This is a genomic window from Vibrio sp. ED004, from assembly GCF_023206395.1.
GTDB lineage: Bacteria > Pseudomonadota > Gammaproteobacteria > Enterobacterales > Vibrionaceae > Vibrio.
The window spans coordinates 3,585,647-3,603,458 of record NZ_CP066149.1; the positions used below are offsets into that span (position 1 = coordinate 3,585,647).

The window sequence follows — 17,812 nt, forward strand, 5'->3', positions numbered from 1 at the left end:
TTTTAATAAATGACTTACTTAATGAGTCAAATATTCAGCAAACTCTGGAGTCTGCGGATTAATAAATGAATCGCTGGTGCCGTGTTCAACGATGTACCCTTTCTCTAGGTACAGAACGTGGCTAGCAATCTTCTTCGCGAAATCGACTTCGTGCGTCACGACCACTTGGGTAATGCCCGTTCCGCTCAATTCTTTAATGATGCTCACGACTTGGTTGGTGATCTCAGGATCAAGCGCCGCTGTTGGTTCATCAAACAACAACACATCCGGTTTCATCATCAACGCACGTGCAATCGCAACACGCTGTTGTTGACCGCCAGACAATTGAAGTGGCCAAGCGTCTGCTTTGTCGGCAAGTTGAAGTGTCTTTAGTACTTCTTGAGCTTGCTTGATCGCTTCTTGCTTATCCAAGCCTGCAACTTTGGTTGGTGCTTCAATCAAGTTTTCCATTACCGTCATGTGTGGCCATAAGTTGTATTGCTGGAACACCATGCCGACTTTACGACGAAGTTTAAGCCCCTGCTTTTCTTGGATTTGGCTTGAAAAATCGAATTGCTCGTTCGCAATGTCTAATTCGCCGTTGTCCGCGATTTCTAGCAGGTTCAATACACGCAGTAATGAACTCTTGCCCGCGCCGCTTGGGCCAAGCAATACCAAAGTTTCACCACTCTCACAGTCGAAACTGATATCGTGAAGAACTTGGGTATCACCGTATGATTTGTTGATGCTCTTTACTTGAATACTCATGCCACAATACTGCATTAATTGTCATGTGTTGGTTATTCTATTCAATCCGAGGTTTTATGCAAGAAAAATGTATAAAAAACTACTTTGTTGAATTTTTGTAACAAATATTGCACAAAAAACAGTCGCTATAACTGGTCTTACAACCAAATCTTTCAAGTCATTGATAAGGTTAATATCGAGACAAAAAGCAAACGTTTTGCTATCAATTTACAAATCATCGCTCGATTGCAAACTTATGAGTGCACTCTCCTATTAACGCCAATTTACTTGCATAAAAATCAGGGTTAATTAGCTTAGTTTGCTATCGAACTGATTGGTTCAGAATGCTTAACTTTCCTTTAAGGTCGTTTCGAATTATTCACTTAGGAGTGATGAAATATTGGAAATTGAGTTTCCTAGGGAGCGTCACAGCGCAATAAATGCTTTAATGGGTCCTATTCTCAACAACAACTACTTCCCAGCGAACAACGCGCAGTACAGGCAATAAGCCATAACCAATAAGTAACAAGTCATCTATTTTCAAAGCGACAACACATTAAGGCAGTCATATGCAAAACGATGTCTCTTCTACGCTCGACTCAACTCAGCGAACGACCCAACAAACGCCAGAACCCAAACCTGAGAAAAAAAGCCTCAGTATTTTGTTTGAGCTGAGTAAATTCATTCAGCCTTATAAAGGTCGTGTTATTGCTGCGTTGATCGCGTTGATCTTCACTGCGAGCTTAACCCTTTCGGTCGGACACGGAATTCGTCTTCTTATCGACCAAGGCTTCAGCCAACAATCGTTATCAGACTTAGGCAGCGCGATTCAATTCATTATGGTGGTGGTCGTGTTGATCTCGATTGGCACCTTCTTTCGCTTCTATTTAGTCTCTTCTGTCGGGGAGCGCGTAAGTGCGGATATTCGACTGTCGGTTTTCAATCATGTCGTGACGCTGCATCCAAGTTACTTCGAGACCAATGGCAGTGGTGACATCATGTCGCGCATCACCACGGATACTACTCTGCTTCAAAGCATCATTGGTTCATCGTTCTCTATGGCAATGCGCAGCGCATTGATGTGTATTGGTGCAATCATCATGCTGTTTGCGACCAATATTAAGCTGACGCTGATTGTTTTGGCCTCGGTGCCGTTTATCTTGATTCCTATTCTTGTCTACGGGCGTCGTGTAAGAGCCCTCTCTCGCCAAAGCCAAGATTCGATGTCTGATGTCGGCTCTTATGCAGGTGAAGCGATTGAGCACATTAAAACCGTGCAAAGCTACAGCCGAGAAGCGCAAGAGAAAGCGTCATTCGCCGTAGAAGTAGAAAAGGCTTACGAGATTGGTCGCCAACGCGTTAAACAGCGTGCGATTCTTATCTCTGGTGTGATTGTTATCGTGTTTAGTGCGATTGCAGGCATGCTTTGGGTTGGCGGCAGTGACGTTATCAACGGCACTATGTCGGCGGGTGATCTGGCTGCATTTGTTTTCTATGCGATCATGGTCGCTTCGTCATTAGGTACGATTTCAGAAGTAATGGGCGAACTGCAACGCGCGGCAGGTGCGACAGAACGTTTGATCGAGATTCTACAAGTTGAAAGCCACATTGTTGCGCCTGTAGAAAACCCAACATCACTGGATAACGTAACACCAGAAGTTGCGTTTAATGATGTGGCCTTCTGTTACCCATCAAGACCGGACCAGCCCGCAACAAGCAAACTCACGCTAACGGCCCATGCAGGTAAAGTATTGGCATTGGTTGGCCCGTCTGGCGCAGGTAAAACCACCCTATTCGAACTTCTGCAACGTTTCTATGACCCACAAGTGGGTAAAGTGACACTAGGCGGTGTTGAACTGAATCAGTTTGATCCGAATGAACTAAGAAAGCAGATGGCGTTAGTTCCTCAGCAACCCGCTCTGTTCAGTAACGATGTGTTCCATAACATTCGCTATGGCAATCCAGATGCGACCGACGAACAAGTTATCGAAGCGGCTAAGAAAGCGCACGCACACGAGTTCATTCAAAATCTACCAGACGGTTATCATAGCTTTCTTGGTGAACGTGGTGTGAGGTTATCTGGCGGCCAACGTCAGCGTATTGCGATTGCTCGTGCCATCTTGAAAGACCCAAATATTCTGTTATTGGATGAAGCAACCAGTGCGCTAGACAGTGAAAGTGAGCATCATGTTCAGCAGGCATTGGAAGAATTAATGCACGGCAGAACGACGATCATTATCGCCCACCGTTTATCAACAATTAAACACGCCGACCAAATTGCGGTACTCGATAAAGGACAGCTGGTAGACATCGGCGACCACCAGTCGCTCATCAATAGCTGTGAATTGTACCAACGCTTAGTTGAGCTGCAATTCAAACACCTTAATACCTAACCATTGCGTACATGTGTAACTAAGTGACTGACATTGTGTGATTTCGAGCTTCAAAAACTTGAATCACACGTGTTGCAGTTTTGTTAATTTGGCGGTAGGGTTTTTATTCCAATAACAACTTATTCCGATGAAGGATAAGTAAATAACAATAAGAGAGTTCGCATGGAAGCACTATTATCTGACTACCCGGTAGTAACAGAAATCCCTGTCGCTTGGGGAGAAATGGACGCACTTAATCACGTTAACAACGCGGTGTATTTTCGTTATTTCGAAACGGCTCGCTTAGACTTTTTTAAGCATGTCGAATTGATGGAAGAGATGGCTATCACCAAAGTTGGCCCTGTTCTTGGTGACACTTATTGTAAATATTTCCGACCTGTTACCTACCCTGATACTTTGATGGTGGGTTCACGAGTCACCGACATTCAAGACGATCGTTTTACTATGGAATACGCGATCGTCAGTAAAGCTCAACAGAAGCTGACAACGGTTGGCACAGCAACCATCGTGATGTTTGATTTTGCTTCAAACCAAAAAGCACTGCTCTCACTGCGCTTAACAAACGAAATCGAAAAGATGAACACGTTGAAAAGCCCATGCTTTAAACAAGAAGCTGTGACTGAATAACGTATTCACAGACTAGAAACGACTCACAAAGTTTCAGACACTAAAAAGCCACTCGATTGAGTGGCTTATTGGTTTAGAGTGCTTATAAGCGGTTAAGGCTTATAGACCATGAACGCTCTTTGTCTTAAAAGCTATAGGCCTTGAACCCTATAAACCTTGAACGTACTGCGCGTTAGTGCGAATCTCGACCATCTGCTCTAGGTTCTGTTGTGAACCTTCAACGCCGTTCAGTAGCGCTTCGAAGTGCTTGATAAGCTCTACTTTGTCTTGTACTTCTTTCGAACCCGCACCAATGTTGGTTAGGTCAATGAAGAACTCGTCGAACAAGCCTGAGAAATCCGTTACAGCATCATGGTTCAGGAACTGCTCGTGGTTGTAAATGCTTGGGTAGCCACCCTTCTGTTTGTCAACCGCGAAAGAGATGCCTTTCACGTTAGTAATCGTGGTCGCTTTCTCACACTTCAACATACAACCCGCTTCAATGCTTGGCTTGTTACAACCTACCGTTCTTTGGAAGAAACACTGACGGCTAGTCATCATCAAAATTGGGTGGTAGATGCTGTAGAACAGTTTGAAGTTCTCTGGGCGGCGAATATGACGAATCTGACCTTTGTTGATCTCGTTCGAAATGAATGCACCTGCACAGTTAAGCTCTTCTTTAAGTGTCACTAATGCGTGAGAGTTGGTCGTGTTCATGAATGGACCAGCAACCCACTCGATACCCATTTCGTAAGCCTTGTACGCAATACCCGTGTTGTTAGTCACGATGCGCGCAGGTTTGATCTCCTCAAGGATACGAACCGCTTCGTCGTAATCTTTACCAATCAATACTGCTGGGAACCAAGGAATCAAACGTGGGTTTGCGGCCAAGATGTCGATGTACTTGTTACAACTCTTCTTGAAGCTTTCAGGCAGTTTGAAGTAAACATCAGCATCAGTGACGTCACACAGGTGCAAGTCTTCCACATCAGCAATCAGCATCGACATGGTTGGCTTTTCATTTACTTTAGGGTGTTGTGGCAGTGCTGGCACTTCAACATGCTTAATCACTTCCACAGAGCCGTTCAGAATGAAGTCGATCTCGTCTTTAAGGTCAGACACTTCTTTCAATGGAATCACAAGGCCAGCGTCAACTTCGCTGAAGTCGTGGCTTTCTAGTGTGTGAACCGCACTCTTGACGTTCTTGAAACGCTTCTCAAGCAACTCTTGAGTGATCGCCTTCTCTTCAACCGCCACAAGTAGTGATTTAGATTGAAGGGTGAAGTTCTCTTTTGATGTGTTCACAGTTACCGTAAATGGCTGACCTTCTTTCGCGCTGAAAGACAGAGCAACTGGCGTTTTACGAATATCAAGGAACTCAATCTTTTCACGCATCTCGTTGCCAAGAACGTCTTTCGCTTGGTGAAGTTCGTTCGTCACTTCTTGAATCTGTACTACCGAGATTTCGTTGTTCTGCTCCGTCGCTTTCTCAACAGCGTAGTTCATACTGTTGTCGCGTGGGTTATCAATGAACATGTCTTTCGTCAGGTTGCCCTTTAGGAAAGAGTTGGTGAAATCACGGTTGAATACCTTGTGCAGGTTCGAATCGTCTTCGATCAACAAACCACTCTCTACAAAGCTATCAATCTGTTTACGCCACGTGTCTACCACAGTGTAAACATAGTGTGCGCCTTTAATACGCCCTTCTACCTTCAATGAGTCAACTTTCGCGTCAACCAGTTCAGGTAGGTCGTAGTAAGCTGAGTTATCTTTTAAGTTGAGTGGGAACTTGTTGCCCGCGTTGGTGATTTCGTATTCATCACGACACGCTTGGCTACAACGGCCACGGTTACCCGAGTTACCAACACTTACAGAGCTTGAGTAACATTGACCAGAGAATGCGATACACAACGCGCCATGTACGAAGACTTCTGTCAGTACATCGTGGTCGTGCGCCACTTCTGTTAGCATCTTAATTTCTGGAAGGTTTAGCTCACGTGACAAGTTAACGCGAGTTGCGCCAATCTTAGACAAGAACTTAATCTGGCCTTCGTTGTGGGTTGTTAACTGAGTTGATGCGTGAACGTCCAGTGATGGGAAGTGCTTCTTCACCAGGTTGAACAAACCCAAGTCTTGGACGATGATGCCATCGACTTTGGTGTTCACTAGTTGGTTTAGTAGCTTAGTGATGCTCTTCGTTTCGTGCTCAAGCAGTACAACGTTAAGAGTCAGGAACACTTCACAGCCGTATTCATGAGCAAGGCGAATTACACCGTTCAATTCATCTAACGATAGGTTAGAAGCTCTGTTACGAGCATTGAAGGTGTCTAAACCACAATAGACCGCATTGGCACCAGCTACGATGGCTGCTTTTATCGCTTCTACATCGCCACCTGGGGCTAATAACTCAATTTTTCTGCTCATTTTTGAAGTCGCTCACTTACTTATAATTTTTAAGCCGCGTATTCTACCCACATCACGATCTCTTTACCACCGTACAACACTTTTCAAACTAAATGACCTCAATAATGCCGAACGAAACCGACCTACCTATCCTCTACTCTTTGCGCCGCTGCCCTTATGCAATGCGCGGAAGAATGGGCATCGCACTATCACAGCAAAAAGTGCTACTTCGAGAAATCGTTACCAAAGACAAGCCTAGCGAACTCTTGGCCAGCTCGCCAAAAGGCACTGTACCGATACTGGTTTTGCCACAAGGTACGATTATAGAACAAAGCATAGAAGTGATGATTTGGGCATTGGAACAAAACGATCCTCAAGATCTGATGCGTTCAAGTGAGCCTGAACTAAACCAAGAGATTCTTGAATTGATTGCTCGTAACGACAATGAATTTATTGGTCATTTAGAAAAGTATCGTGCGTCTGTTCGTTACCGAAACGTTGACACTGAACAACGCAGAAAAGCATGCGAAGGATTTATCTCAGAACTGGAAAGTAAACTCGCTCACCACGAGTACCTGTTTGGCGATACACCTAGCCTCGCCGACTTCGCGGTAATGCCGTTTGTCAGCCAGTTTGTAAGAGTCGAAAAGAAATGGTTTGTGCAATCTGAATATCAAAACGTGGGACGTTGGTTAAGAGCCCACCTAGATAGCAAGCTCTACACCCAAGTAATGAAGCAATACCCCTTGTGGAATGAAATTAAGCAAGATTGTATTTTTGGTGGATAAGGGTAATTCAAGGCTAGAGGAAGCATGTGGTAATCAAGGTAGTTACGTGACACTGTCTCTTCTTTATAATTAACTGGTATTCAAAGGCTTAACCCCTTAACCCATCTATTAGTTAGACAGCATAGCCTAAGTTAAGCCTTTTCTTCATTTTAAACCAATCACTCAATCGCTATCGAAATCTCGACTGCCGTTTCACCTTTGTAAAACTCGAAATCAGTTGTGTAAGTTCGCGTATGTGGACAATCTGGAGCGTTGAAATAAGCCCACACTTCTCCCCATAAATCGATAACCGCTTGTGGTAGTTCACCTTCAGCTGAGAATGTTAGGTACTTACCTGCTTCGATATTGGCTTCGACTAGGTTATCTAAATTGTTATCGGTAAGCGCATTGGTACACGCGATAACATCAAACTCACCCGTAAAGTCTGACTCGTAGTTGGCGTAGACGCCATATACCTTTGAATCAGGTGTCAGCTTGGGAAAAGCTTGATCGAAAAACCCTTGCCATAATTGGCCTATCTTTGCCTTTGCCGAGTCCACTTCATCAGTGTTAGTGGTTCTTACAGAAAAACCGTACGCCTTTACGGCTTCAATCGTTTCTACTTTCATTTGTTTAATTCCTTAACCAATACCGCTGTCATCGCCTTGAAGCAATTCTAATCTTGTATCTCTTTATGACCACACTTTTCACACACAAGGTGGCGTGAAAACTCATCCATTGACGCGATAAATGGACCAAGAAACCAGCCTTTTACGACACCCGCCCAGAACTCACGTCGTTTTTGGTTCGGTTCATCTGCAAACGCACTTTCCTTGCGTACCAATATAACGACGTGTTGTGTCTCTTCACGGCATTCAGTGCAGTAGCATTGCTCGGTTGTGTGGTTCATATAGGCACCTATGACTTTTTAAAGGAGATATGTTGAAAGTGAGGATTATCAACACAAACTTCGAGTTCTGAAATTTCAGTTAACACGACAAGTTCTTCTCGACCTTCCACACTGACCTTAATGCACTCTTCTTTTGCATCGTTGCGTTTTGTATCTAAGGCGGCACACGTCAACTGCTCACCAGATTTCATTGTGAGTTTGATTGGGTACCGGTGCATACACACAATCTCAATATAATCGTAATCATTGCAACTAATCATAATAACCCTCCCATTCATCCATTACGCTAATGCGAGATGCTGTACTATGCAAACTGTTTATAATCAATCATTTACTCTAATCACATTGATGACATTTTCTTAAGATAACCCCACTTTTAATCTTCAGCTTAAACGCACTTTATCCATTCACGTTTCTTCTACGAGTACCTACTTATTCTTTAGCTGTTGGATAACAATAAGAGAATAGAACAATGAAAAATATGAACCATTTACACTTGTTAGCTGCCTTGGGTTTAATCGCTTCGATGATGACATTCAGCGCAAACTCAGCGTCACTTGAGGATGCAAGCCACTTTGCGAATGGCAAAGCCAAGTATCAGACGCTTTGTATAGTATGTCATGGTGATAAGGGATTAGGTGACGGACCGACTGCGGCCTCTTTACCACACAAGCCTGCCAACATTCCGAATAAACTTGGACAGCTATTCACGACTAAAAACTCGTTGGTTGATGACATTTTAAAGGGCGATATAGAAGAAGGAATGCCTGCATGGCAAGGCGTTATCACAAGGCAAGATGCACTCGACATTTTGACTTATATAGAGTCCATTCAATAGTAAACGCTGTCCCATTCACCTTTTGAGCAGAGATCTTACTTAATCGCGTTCGTTTTATTGCGCTATCTATTTCATTGATTACACTGAATTTAATGGATAGTGAATAATATGGAATGTTATGACTCTCAAACCTTTAGCGGCAAGCGCCCTTATGCTTGTTTCTACTACCACACACGCTGTTAGCTTTATCGATCAAATCGATGGCCACTTAGATATGGGCGAATACCTCGCTGAAAATGCCTATGGATTTTTGCCCGTTCCAATACTGATAACAGAGCCTGCAGTGGGATACGGTGGCGGCTTCACAGGTATCTTTCTTCATGAATCTGAAGAGCAAAAAAACACACGTAAAGAGCTGGCCGAAAAATCAATTGATGGTGGTGCTCAACTAGTGACGCCTGCGATTACTGCTGTGGGTGGCTTTGCAACAGAAAACGGCACTTGAATGGCGTTTGTTGGCCATAAACGTAGTTGGAAAGAAGACTCTATTCGTTACCTGGGTGGCTTAGGTTATGGCGATATTAACATGACCTTCTATCGTCAGAGTTCTTCCGACGCTCTGGCGCCTCTCGACCCGAACGAAGGGATTGAATTAGGTTTGAAAGGTATGGGTGGAATCCAAAAGATCCAGTTCAGAGTCCCAGATACACATTGGTTATTGGGTTTCTCTCAACAGTTCATTGCACCAACTCTTTCCGTGAACAATCATCCTAAAGCACAAGAGATTCTAAGTAATATTGGTAACTCGTCACCGACCTCTTCCGGCTTGGGTTTGATCGCTGAATACGACAGCAAAAACAGCTTCCTTAATCCAACTCAAGGCTACAACTACGTTGCTGAATACCTTTGGTTTGGTGACGCTATTGGTAGTGATTACACCTATCAAACGTTTAATCTTGAAGGGCTCAACTATTGGGAATTAAACAAAGAGTGGAATCTCGCGTTGCGCGGACAATACAAATCCTTGTCGACTAACGAGCGTGTACTTTCTCCGCAATATTACCCAGACATTGACCTTAGAGGTATCGCCCGAAATCGCTATCAAGGTGAGCATACCTTTGCTGCCGAAGTACAGGTGACAAAACAATGGACACCACGTTGGTCAACGGGCGTATTTACTGGCATTGGTTATGCGGGAGACAGTGATAACGACATGTTCGACCAAAACTCACACTCTGCATACGGCGTTGGTTTCCGTTATCTCATCGCAAGGCGCTATGGTCTGATTTCAGGTATTGATCTCGCGTTCAGCGAAGAAGATACCGCACTCTACTTCCAAGTCGGAGCCGGTATCTAGCTAAATCACGATTCAATGTACCGAGCAGAAAGTATTAGGCGAAAGTCTTCCAGTACTGGTACAAGCCTTCTATATCTGAAGAGCACATCAAGGTCATAGCACCTTTGATTTGCTCTTCGCTCCATTCCCACCACTTCATTTCTAATAGCTGTGTAATTTCAGCTTCGCTAAAGCGGTATCGGATGTGGCGTGCTGGGTTCGAACCGACAATCGAATATGGTGCCACATCTTTGGTCACAACCGCTCGACTCGCGATAATGGCTCCGTCACCGACCTTAACACCACTCATGATCATCGCTTCTGTGCCAATCCACACGTCGTTACCAATAACGGTATCACCAGAGCGCTCAAAGCCGTCGATTGCACCTTCAAACTTCTCATCGTCTTGATAGAAAAACGGGAAGGTACTCACCCACTGGTTTTGATGTCCTTGGTTACCCGCCATCATGAACACGGCACCAGAGCCAATCGAGCAATAACTGCCGATGATTAACTTATCGATGTCCGTTCTATCAGGCAAAAGGTAACGCGCACAATCATCAAAGCTGTGGTTGTGGTAATAACCTGAGTAATAGCTGTGTTCGCCCACAATGATGTTTGGGTTAGTCACTTGTTCTTTGAGTGATTTGCCCACAAATGGGCTTTCAAAATAGTTTTTCATGTTTGTACTCTTAGTTTCGTTCTTTTAGTTAGGTACTTTTGTTGCGTGTTTATGATTTTAACGGGTTTGTCTTTAGTGTGAAAACTAACTTGTCCTATCGCCCGCCAGCAATATCAATAAACGAACCAGTCACATATGAAGCTTCGTCTGACAATAACCAAGCAATCGAGTTAGCCACTTCTTCTGGTGTGCCCCCTCGTTGTAGTGGCAATTGCGACGCTAATCTATCAACTCTATCTGGCTCTCCGCCATCGGCGTGCATCTCCGTGTAGATACAGCCTGGTCTAACACCGTTAACGCGAATATTGCGTGCAGCTAATTCTAGCGATAATCCTTTGGTCAGTGAATCCATCGCGCCCTTAGACGCAGCGTAATCTACATACTCAAACGGCGCACCCGTTCGTGAAGCTGCGGAAGAGACATTCACAATCGAGCCCGCACCATCAGCTTGTTTGATAAAGGCTTTACTGCATAAGAAGCAGCTCGAGACATTCGATTTCATGACCTTTTCAAAGCGGTCAATTTCGATGTCTTCTAGTGCAGATTGGGTAAACAAGATCCCAGCGTTATTGACCAAGTGGGTAATTGGCCCAAGCTTATGACGAGCAATCTCGAACAGGGATTTTACATCCGACTCTACCGACACATCGGCACGCACACAGATAGCCGTTCCGCCCTGCTCACGTATCTCATTCACCAGTTCATCAGCTCTTGATTCGTTGTGTATGAAGTTGACACACACTGCATAGCCTCGTTTTGCTAATAGCTTCGATGTGGCGGCACCAATGCCTCGGCTTCCGCCTGTAACGATTACGACCTTGTTCATGAAATCTCCTAACTCGCTGACTTTTACTTATCTCATTGTTGTTATGCATATACTCTATTGTGAGCTTCGTGTTATTTTATTTGGTGTTCTGCATTTGGCCTTGTTACTTGAGTGACTCAGGGCTCACTATCTGAACCCACTTTGCACGCCACGCTTGTGCAGCAAAGCCATCAGGCCAAAACTCGGTTTGCTTTTGGATTAAACCATCAACAACCGTGTGAAAGGTAATCACGCGATCATTTAATACACTATCCGTCACTGATACATCAGTCACTACAGTATCACCTTCGCAAACAATCGAGTTCAGCTCAAACTTCCAAACACCATTCGCTGGGTATTCAGAATTGATAGCTGTGAAGTTATTACGCCCTATCGTCAATTCAGACGACTGGGGCCAATAACCTTGAAAGTCTTCCGCTAGCCATTCGGCCGCTTTGGCGAAGTCGTTGGTGCGCATTGCATCCCAAAAACCTAATACCACGTCTTTTGATGTCATCATTCTTCCTTAAATTATCGAGCTCATTAAAAGCGATTAAGCATATTTACCAATGATCGTTAAAAGATCATCGATATTATTAGCAATGTAATCGGGTTTGGTTTGCCAGTTTTCGGGTTCAGAACGGCTATAACCCGCTGCTACCGCAATAACCTTTGCTTTATCGCCAAGTGCAGCTTCGATATTGCGTGCAAACTGTGTGTCCGCTTCATGATCGCCGATATACATCAAACAGAGTTCATCGTTTTGCGCTTCACCAAAGATGCTTTCAACACACTTGATACCACCGAATGGATGCGGTTTTTGGTTCCCATTTGATACGTCGTCATAACCGACAACCGATTTAAACAAATCACCAATGCCATAACTGTCGAGTACACCACGAATATTCAATTGAGAGTTTTGAGAACAAATACCATGAGGAAGATGAGCGAACTGGCTAATCACTGCTTCCATGCCATCAAACAGTGCAACAGGTGTCTGGTTTTTCTCTTGATGCTCGGCCCACATTCCACCAGCGACCAACATTTCATCATGTGACATTCCGTAGTAATCGACATAAAGGGCTTGCCAATTTTTAGCACCGTGATTGGCTTCGTGATAAAGCGCCTCGCTCAACAAATATTTCGGCAAATTATCTCCCGACAAATGTGGCGCAACCACTGAGATAATGTCTTTGGTTATTGCGATATTCTTTGGAACGGAATTAACTAAGGTTCCATCGTAATCCCACAGGATGGCATCTAACTTCATACACTATCTCTTTGTTTAAATTGACGATTTGAATTTATCACTCAAAACCCTGTTGAGGGAAACCTTATTGTCTCCAAATTCAAATTTAATCCAAACTCAACCCAAAATAGACACGTCATCGAACAACACACCAGTTGGACACAAAAGCCAAACAGGCTTTGCTCACATCACTGCTTTATCAATTGGAATATATGCGTATAATCCCCGCTTCATTGCGCTATCTACGTTAAAAATAGCGCCATTCAACATTTTTAATGAGTACCCCAATGTCGAAACTATTTTTCAAAGGCCGTATCGAAACAAGACACAACCACGTTCTTGCTGGCTACAATGTAAACCGCGATGTAAAAGCGGGTACTGAAGAATCTCCAATCGCTGCAATGGTTCAAACTGAAGCTCGTAAAGCAGAAGTTGAAGCACTGGCTGCTGAACACGCTATCTTCGTTAACGTAACGGTAGATGCAGAGAAAGAAGAGAACACGATTGAGCTTGATACTGTACTAAACAAGCCAAAAACAGTGACGTTTGAAAAAACGCCTAACCGTAACGACCCATGTTCTTGTGGTAGCGGTAAGAAATACAAGAAGTGCTGCGCATAAACGCTTTGAACTGAAAGATTTAAAAACGGACTGGTAGCAATATCGGTCCGTTTTTTTATACGCTAAGAAAGCTATTCAGCGTAAGACAATCTATTAAGTGTCAGACAAACTAAAGTCACTAAACTTGGCAAAATTAGGCGTCGCCTTACTGCCACTGAACGTATAAAGCATCACACCCTGCTCACTGCCTACTAACGAATCAAACGTGATCACTTCCTGCCATTGCTCTTTTTCTAACGGGCGGAAATGGGCGCTGACTTTCCCCTCTTTCTTAACGAGCTTTACCGACACACTAGATTCGCTAAACAACAGACGTTCTTTAATTTGTGGCTGGCCATTTTGCTCTACAACAAACACTAATGAGCGCTCGCCCATGAACATCTCTTTGCTCACTTTAATGTAGTTGTCGTTATCCCAGTAAATACCTAAGCCAGCTTGTTCAAATGCACGATTTGGATCTAATTGAACTGTTACTTCTGTGCTGTAATCCGAGCTAGATACTGGATGAACGAAGATGTTATCAACATCAGCTGAACCTGCACCAAAGATATTCCCTTCTTGCACTTGCATCGTCAGTGCGTCATTTTCCAAAGACCAATGTTCAGGATTTTCATTTCTGATTTGCCAGTTAACGAGGTTATTCATGTTATTAGTCCTTGCTGCTAGATCATGCGTTGACGGAGTTGATAAAACACGTTGTCGAGCTCATCGGCGTTTTGCTTTTGAATGCGATTAAGCTCTCTTTGCACAGAATCGTACATAAGTTGGTTATCCATGTCTTTCAATGTCGCGTAATAATGAATACGACGTCCCAAGATAAAGTTATTCTGGTCATTCTCACTCATCATATTGAAACGGTCGATTGTCGCTAAGAACTTCGCTTTATCCTGTGGCAACTGTCCGTTCAGCTCCATCAACAAATTAATACCGTGATAGTTACCATAGTTGCCCGTCACGCCGTTGAGTTTGCTGATCAGTTGATATTGTTCTTCAAGCATTTCACGTTCGCTAAGTGGCGTGAACTCTGCACTTTGCACCAGTTCATCCAATTCGGTTCCAGGCTTCACAGCAAGCGACAAAATACGTATTTCATCTGGGTTGATTTGGTTGAGTAACGCCGCCGTTTCTTCTACATGCTGCGCTGAATACTCTTTACCACCCAAGCCAAGGATAATGAAGGTCATCATCTTCATACCCGCTTGTTTCGCGTACTCGGTCGATTTCAAAATAGACTTTGGCGTAATGCCCTTTTTCATCAGTTTCAGAACATCAATAGAGCCCGATTCCATACCGCAATAAAGCATGTTGAGTCCTGCATCACAGATGGCTTTCATCTCTTCAGGCGACTTCTTAGTCATGCTTTGTGCTCGTCCATAAGAGCTGATTTGCTTTAACTCTGGGAAAGCTTGTTTGAGTGTATTCAAAACATCCAGCAAGTCTTCAGTATCCATAGTGAATGAATCACCGTCTTGTAGGAAACACGTTTCAAACTTACGGTTCTTGTAGAACGCTTTTGCAGCCCAAATGTCTTTCTTAATATCTTCAACGGGACGAATGGCAAACTCCATCCCCTCAAACAGCGTACAGAATTTACACTTGTTCCAAGGACAACCTTGGGTGGTACGAATCAATAAGCTACCCGCTTCTGAAGGTGGACGAATTGGCCCTTGTTGGAACTGATACTGTGTCATTTGAATGCCCAATAATTAACTATTCGCATAGGCTACTGGAAAGCGATTCAATGAAAAACACGGTGCAATTTGAATTATTATCAAATAAAAGCGGATAATTGAATTAGAAGAATGTTGAAGTGTTAAAGTGTTGAAGTGTTGAAGTGTTGAAGTGTTGAATAGATTAAGGCTAATCGAGGTTATCTGGTGTACTTAAATTGGTTCCACACTTTATACATTTATAGTCACCGTTTCCGCCACTTGAAGATAGAGACGATAAAATCATTCCAAGCAACCCTGGCTTCTTTTCATGCTGTGGCGCTTTTTCGGCTTGGTTACTGAACATAGTGTACTTATGCAATGTCAGTTCCCTACAGTTACAACAGAACGCTCTTGTTTGTTCGCTTCCATACATAATATCTATCGCCTTTACCAATCACAAAAATTCAACGCATGGCAAATATGCCACACGTCGAACTAAATCGATACACTTTATAAAGTCATTTTCAAATCAAAATGTCCTTGTGTGGTCTTGGTTTTCTACTTATGAACCAACATGTTGGCGCACAAAGTTATTCAACTCAGTCACGCTTGTGATGATGTGTACCTCTTTATCTTTGGCTCGTAATTCTAAGCGTGCTCTGAAGTCGTCATTCCAAAATTTAGGGCACAGTTTTAGTGTCTTGTAACTTTGTATTGTCCCTTTCACAACTGAACTGCCTTCAGGCCAGCCTTCTGGTTTCACAAACAAACCTTTCAACATGCGTTTGGTCACAAACCAATAGTTCAGCGGATAAGGAAGGTCGATATAAACCAAGGTATCTGCCGCGTCTAAGCGCTTGTTAAACGAGTCTAGCGGGCCAAAGCCATCGATGATCCAACTGTCAGAACTCAGTATGCTTTCGTGTGCTTGTTCAAACTCAGCACTATCAACGAACTCGCCATTCGCCTTGTAAACGATGGAGTCTAACTGGTGAAGCTCTACGCCAGTTGCGGCTGCGAGTGCTTTACTGACAGTAGATTTGCCACTACCAGGCTTACCAAATACCGCTATTTTCTTCATGTAACTTCCTTCTTTGAGATAAAACCCATAAGGCAGATACGAAAAACCCACCTCATGGGTGGGTTCGATAAATAAAGCGCATCAAAAATCCCACCATTCCTAAGGAATGATGATAATTCGTTGGTTAAGTTGCGCTAAATTCATTTTCATAAGATTACTTTTATATATCGTCGTGTTGTTGTCAAACTGACAAACAAATTAATCGACCGGGTAAAATTCTGACTGACCGCCTTTATTGTTGAGACTTGGCAATAATGTCATGGCCGTACGAGTTATCGATTGAGCATAACCAAATACCATCTTCACCCTTATTAAACACATAAGTCGCTTTACGGACAAACTCAGGGTGATTCGGCGCAGACAGTACCGTGTTTGCCAATACCAGTGCAGTATCTCCTGTTTCAAGGATTTCCATACCGTCTTGTTTTACTTGCAGACCGTTCTTGAAATAAACAGCAATCGCCTCGAAAGCAGTACGAATCGCCGCTTTACCTTCGGCATTTTTGCCAGGCTCAACAACCAAAATCGCATCATCGGTATAAATACCAAGTAGTGTGTCAAAGTCTTCTGCCACGATGGCATTGTCAGCTTTTCTGATTTGTTCGATTATCGGGTGAGTCATAACTTCTCCATCTTTATTAAGGCATATGAATATGTAAACAACATTAATTAACATACTCCATCCTGTTGGAGATACAAAGTCAGAGTTGAGTCAGAAAGTAATAATGACTTGAAGTGAGTCTCTCGTCTTTTCTACTTTCAATGGTCGTACTACCGGTTGATAACGACCGAAGAAGAAATAGATAGCGACATTAATTAAACGGACTTTCCTAATAGCTTTTCGTATAAGAAATCGATAAGAACCCGAACTCGACGCGCTTTTTGCGTGTTGCGATGAAAATATAAATAGAGACCGACATTGTCACTCCAACAGTGTTCTAGTATCGGTACCAACTCACCAGACTTAAGCTCGTTTTCCACCATGGGTTCGAGCAAACGGCCAATACCAAGCCCTTTCTTGGCTGCGTCGATCATTATATCGGTATCATTTACCGTCATCGCGGTCTCAACATTTACGTGCACCGTATTTTCATTATCCATGAGTGGCAATAACGCGAGCTTATTCGACGTGATAAACCGATATTGAATCAACTTATGCTGTGATAAGCCCTCGATGCTTTCAGGCATTCCGTGCTTTTCTAGGTAACTTGGCGATGCAAACAAGGCTTCTTTTAACCTTGGTGTGATAGGTTTCGCTATCATTCCCTCTTCGACTTTATCTCCAAACCGAATACCTAAATCAATCCCGTTTTTTAGGATATCGACAGTCGCATCAGAAATTGAAATCTCCAACTGAATGCCTGGATAAAGGAGACAGAATTCAGCGTAGATAGGCTCTATCCACTGCTTATAAGCAAAGCGCGGAAGCGTAATGGATACATGCCCTGAAGCATTACGACTAAGATCTGCGACGCTCTCCATGGCAACATTCAAGTCGCTTATTGCATCGACGGTTCTTGTATATAAGGTTCTACCCGCTTCGGTAAGTTCCACTCTTCTGGTCGTGCGAATAAACAGAGGCAAACCAAGCTGTTGTTCGAGTGCTTTTAAAGATTGGCTCACCGATGCAGGCGCCACCTCAAGTTGGCGTGCGGCCCCAGAAATAGAACCCTCACTGACAATGGCATGGAACATCGTCAGTTGGTTGTATGTCGCTCCCTTCATCGTTTATTACCTACCGTTTTATTTAGTCGACGCTCGTTATTCAATAGACGTCACTTCGTTCAATATAGCTAACTTACCA

The 17,812-nt window shown here is 43.6% G+C and carries 20 protein-coding genes and 1 pseudogene; 6 read left to right on the top strand and 15 right to left on the bottom strand.

Going from position 1 to position 17,812, the window contains the following annotated elements; genetic code table 11:
- Positions 1-18: 18 nt before the first annotated feature.
- Positions 19-747, bottom strand: coding sequence for an arginine ABC transporter ATP-binding protein ArtP (gene artP, locus ITG10_RS16375; RefSeq protein ID WP_128644398.1), 729 nt, complete (start codon positions 745-747; stop codon positions 19-21).
- Positions 748-1,295: 548 nt separating this feature from the next.
- Here artP and ITG10_RS16380 point away from each other — a divergent pair.
- Together ITG10_RS16380 and ITG10_RS16385 are read left to right on the top strand one after the other, a co-directional pair.
- Positions 1,296-3,119, top strand: a complete 1,824-nt coding sequence (locus ITG10_RS16380) for an ABC transporter ATP-binding protein/permease (RefSeq protein WP_017631884.1) — start codon at positions 1,296-1,298, stop codon at positions 3,117-3,119.
- A gap of 162 nt (positions 3,120-3,281) precedes the next feature.
- On the top strand, positions 3,282-3,746 hold the full coding sequence (locus tag ITG10_RS16385; protein WP_017061819.1) for an acyl-CoA thioesterase: 465 nt from the start codon (positions 3,282-3,284) through the stop codon (positions 3,744-3,746).
- Positions 3,747-3,893: 147 nt separating this feature from the next.
- Here ITG10_RS16385 and ITG10_RS16390 read toward each other — a convergent pair whose 3' ends face one another.
- Positions 3,894-6,149: a peptidase U32 family protein gene (locus ITG10_RS16390; RefSeq protein ID WP_017631885.1), complete on the bottom strand. Its 2,256-nt coding sequence runs from the start codon at positions 6,147-6,149 to the stop codon at positions 3,894-3,896.
- 104 nt (positions 6,150-6,253) lie between these two features.
- On the opposite strand from ITG10_RS16390, the gene ITG10_RS16395 reads away from it, so the two are divergent.
- Complete coding sequence (locus ITG10_RS16395; RefSeq protein ID WP_128644395.1) at positions 6,254-6,916, top strand: glutathione S-transferase; 663 nt, start codon at positions 6,254-6,256, stop codon at positions 6,914-6,916.
- Between the two features lie 158 nt (positions 6,917-7,074).
- Here the strand turns inward: ITG10_RS16395 and ITG10_RS16400 are convergent, their stop codons facing one another.
- Genes ITG10_RS16400 through ITG10_RS16410 form a run of 3 tightly spaced genes read right to left on the bottom strand, consistent with a single transcriptional unit; the run spans position 7,075 to position 8,065 of the window.
- Positions 7,075-7,524 carry a GyrI-like domain-containing protein gene (locus ITG10_RS16400; RefSeq protein WP_017631887.1) on the bottom strand — a complete coding sequence of 150 codons (450 nt, stop codon included), beginning with the start codon at positions 7,522-7,524 and terminating at the stop codon, positions 7,075-7,077.
- Positions 7,525-7,571: 47 nt separating this feature from the next.
- Positions 7,572-7,805, bottom strand: coding sequence for a hypothetical protein (locus ITG10_RS16405; protein WP_017631888.1), 234 nt, complete (start codon positions 7,803-7,805; stop codon positions 7,572-7,574).
- An 8-nt stretch (positions 7,806-7,813) separates the two neighbouring features.
- Entirely contained in the window at positions 7,814-8,065 is a 252-nt protein-coding gene (locus ITG10_RS16410) for a Rho-binding antiterminator (RefSeq protein WP_017631889.1), read from the bottom strand.
- A 212-nt stretch (positions 8,066-8,277) separates the two neighbouring features.
- Here ITG10_RS16410 and ITG10_RS16415 point away from each other — a divergent pair, with 212 nt between their 5' ends.
- Positions 8,278-8,643 carry a cytochrome c gene (locus tag ITG10_RS16415; protein ID WP_017631890.1) on the top strand — a complete coding sequence of 122 codons (366 nt, stop codon included), beginning with the start codon at positions 8,278-8,280 and terminating at the stop codon, positions 8,641-8,643.
- Between the two features lie 118 nt (positions 8,644-8,761).
- Positions 8,762-9,940, top strand: a pseudogene (locus tag ITG10_RS16420) (BamA/TamA family outer membrane protein).
- 34 nt (positions 9,941-9,974) lie between these two features.
- On the opposite strand, the gene catB reads toward ITG10_RS16420, so the two are convergent.
- From catB to ITG10_RS16440, 4 genes are all read right to left on the bottom strand, one after another.
- On the bottom strand, positions 9,975-10,601 hold the full coding sequence (gene catB, locus ITG10_RS16425) for a type B chloramphenicol O-acetyltransferase (protein ID WP_017631891.1): 627 nt from the start codon (positions 10,599-10,601) through the stop codon (positions 9,975-9,977).
- 94 nt (positions 10,602-10,695) lie between these two features.
- Positions 10,696-11,427 carry an SDR family oxidoreductase gene (locus tag ITG10_RS16430; protein WP_017631892.1) on the bottom strand — a complete coding sequence of 244 codons (732 nt, stop codon included), beginning with the start codon at positions 11,425-11,427 and terminating at the stop codon, positions 10,696-10,698.
- A 103-nt stretch (positions 11,428-11,530) separates the two neighbouring features.
- A complete protein-coding gene (locus tag ITG10_RS16435; protein WP_017631893.1) occupies positions 11,531-11,923 on the bottom strand; it encodes a nuclear transport factor 2 family protein in 393 nt (130 codons plus the stop codon).
- Between the two features lie 36 nt (positions 11,924-11,959).
- Positions 11,960-12,676, bottom strand: a complete 717-nt coding sequence (locus ITG10_RS16440) for an HAD family hydrolase (protein ID WP_017631894.1) — start codon at positions 12,674-12,676, stop codon at positions 11,960-11,962.
- 266 nt (positions 12,677-12,942) lie between these two features.
- On the opposite strand from ITG10_RS16440, the gene ITG10_RS16445 reads away from it, so the two are divergent.
- Positions 12,943-13,275: a PBPRA1643 family SWIM/SEC-C metal-binding motif protein gene (locus tag ITG10_RS16445; RefSeq protein ID WP_017631895.1), complete on the top strand. Its 333-nt coding sequence runs from the start codon at positions 12,943-12,945 to the stop codon at positions 13,273-13,275.
- A 93-nt stretch (positions 13,276-13,368) separates the two neighbouring features.
- On the opposite strand, the gene ITG10_RS16450 is transcribed toward ITG10_RS16445, so the two are convergent.
- From ITG10_RS16450 to ITG10_RS16475, 6 genes are all read right to left on the bottom strand, one after another.
- Positions 13,369-13,920 carry a DUF1349 domain-containing protein gene (locus tag ITG10_RS16450; protein ID WP_017631896.1) on the bottom strand — a complete coding sequence of 184 codons (552 nt, stop codon included), beginning with the start codon at positions 13,918-13,920 and terminating at the stop codon, positions 13,369-13,371.
- A 17-nt stretch (positions 13,921-13,937) separates the two neighbouring features.
- Complete coding sequence (locus ITG10_RS16455; RefSeq protein ID WP_017631897.1) at positions 13,938-14,966, bottom strand: radical SAM protein; 1,029 nt, start codon at positions 14,964-14,966, stop codon at positions 13,938-13,940.
- A 169-nt stretch (positions 14,967-15,135) separates the two neighbouring features.
- A complete protein-coding gene (locus tag ITG10_RS16460; RefSeq protein ID WP_128644396.1) occupies positions 15,136-15,360 on the bottom strand; it encodes a hypothetical protein in 225 nt (74 codons plus the stop codon).
- A gap of 129 nt (positions 15,361-15,489) precedes the next feature.
- Positions 15,490-16,008, bottom strand: coding sequence for an adenylate kinase (locus ITG10_RS16465; RefSeq protein ID WP_017631898.1), 519 nt, complete (start codon positions 16,006-16,008; stop codon positions 15,490-15,492).
- A gap of 232 nt (positions 16,009-16,240) precedes the next feature.
- Positions 16,241-16,630, bottom strand: coding sequence for a DUF4440 domain-containing protein (locus tag ITG10_RS16470; RefSeq protein WP_017631899.1), 390 nt, complete (start codon positions 16,628-16,630; stop codon positions 16,241-16,243).
- A 194-nt stretch (positions 16,631-16,824) separates the two neighbouring features.
- A complete protein-coding gene (locus tag ITG10_RS16475; RefSeq protein ID WP_017631900.1) occupies positions 16,825-17,733 on the bottom strand; it encodes a LysR family transcriptional regulator in 909 nt (302 codons plus the stop codon).
- Positions 17,734-17,812: the final 79 nt, after the last annotated feature.

Bases quoted from the DNA above. Each gene is read 5' to 3' on its own strand.
- artP (WP_128644398.1), bottom strand. From the start codon at position 747: ATGAGTATTCAAGTAAAGAGCATCAACAAATCATACGGTGATACCCAA.
- ITG10_RS16380 (WP_017631884.1), top strand. From the start codon at position 1,296: ATGCAAAACGATGTCTCTTCTACGCTCGACTCAACTCAGCGAACGACC.
- ITG10_RS16385 (WP_017061819.1), top strand. From the start codon at position 3,282: ATGGAAGCACTATTATCTGACTACCCGGTAGTAACAGAAATCCCTGTC.
- ITG10_RS16390 (WP_017631885.1), bottom strand. From the start codon at position 6,149: ATGAGCAGAAAAATTGAGTTATTAGCCCCAGGTGGCGATGTAGAAGCG.
- ITG10_RS16395 (WP_128644395.1), top strand. From the start codon at position 6,254: ATGCCGAACGAAACCGACCTACCTATCCTCTACTCTTTGCGCCGCTGC.
- ITG10_RS16400 (WP_017631887.1), bottom strand. From the start codon at position 7,524: ATGAAAGTAGAAACGATTGAAGCCGTAAAGGCGTACGGTTTTTCTGTA.
- ITG10_RS16405 (WP_017631888.1), bottom strand. From the start codon at position 7,805: ATGAACCACACAACCGAGCAATGCTACTGCACTGAATGCCGTGAAGAG.
- ITG10_RS16410 (WP_017631889.1), bottom strand. From the start codon at position 8,065: ATGATTAGTTGCAATGATTACGATTATATTGAGATTGTGTGTATGCAC.
- ITG10_RS16415 (WP_017631890.1), top strand. From the start codon at position 8,278: ATGAAAAATATGAACCATTTACACTTGTTAGCTGCCTTGGGTTTAATC.
- catB (WP_017631891.1), bottom strand. From the start codon at position 10,601: ATGAAAAACTATTTTGAAAGCCCATTTGTGGGCAAATCACTCAAAGAA.
- ITG10_RS16430 (WP_017631892.1), bottom strand. From the start codon at position 11,427: ATGAACAAGGTCGTAATCGTTACAGGCGGAAGCCGAGGCATTGGTGCC.
- ITG10_RS16435 (WP_017631893.1), bottom strand. From the start codon at position 11,923: ATGACATCAAAAGACGTGGTATTAGGTTTTTGGGATGCAATGCGCACC.
- ITG10_RS16440 (WP_017631894.1), bottom strand. From the start codon at position 12,676: ATGAAGTTAGATGCCATCCTGTGGGATTACGATGGAACCTTAGTTAAT.
- ITG10_RS16445 (WP_017631895.1), top strand. From the start codon at position 12,943: ATGTCGAAACTATTTTTCAAAGGCCGTATCGAAACAAGACACAACCAC.
- ITG10_RS16450 (WP_017631896.1), bottom strand. From the start codon at position 13,920: ATGAATAACCTCGTTAACTGGCAAATCAGAAATGAAAATCCTGAACAT.
- ITG10_RS16455 (WP_017631897.1), bottom strand. From the start codon at position 14,966: ATGACACAGTATCAGTTCCAACAAGGGCCAATTCGTCCACCTTCAGAA.
- ITG10_RS16460 (WP_128644396.1), bottom strand. From the start codon at position 15,360: ATGTATGGAAGCGAACAAACAAGAGCGTTCTGTTGTAACTGTAGGGAA.
- ITG10_RS16465 (WP_017631898.1), bottom strand. From the start codon at position 16,008: ATGAAGAAAATAGCGGTATTTGGTAAGCCTGGTAGTGGCAAATCTACT.
- ITG10_RS16470 (WP_017631899.1), bottom strand. From the start codon at position 16,630: ATGACTCACCCGATAATCGAACAAATCAGAAAAGCTGACAATGCCATC.
- ITG10_RS16475 (WP_017631900.1), bottom strand. From the start codon at position 17,733: ATGAAGGGAGCGACATACAACCAACTGACGATGTTCCATGCCATTGTC.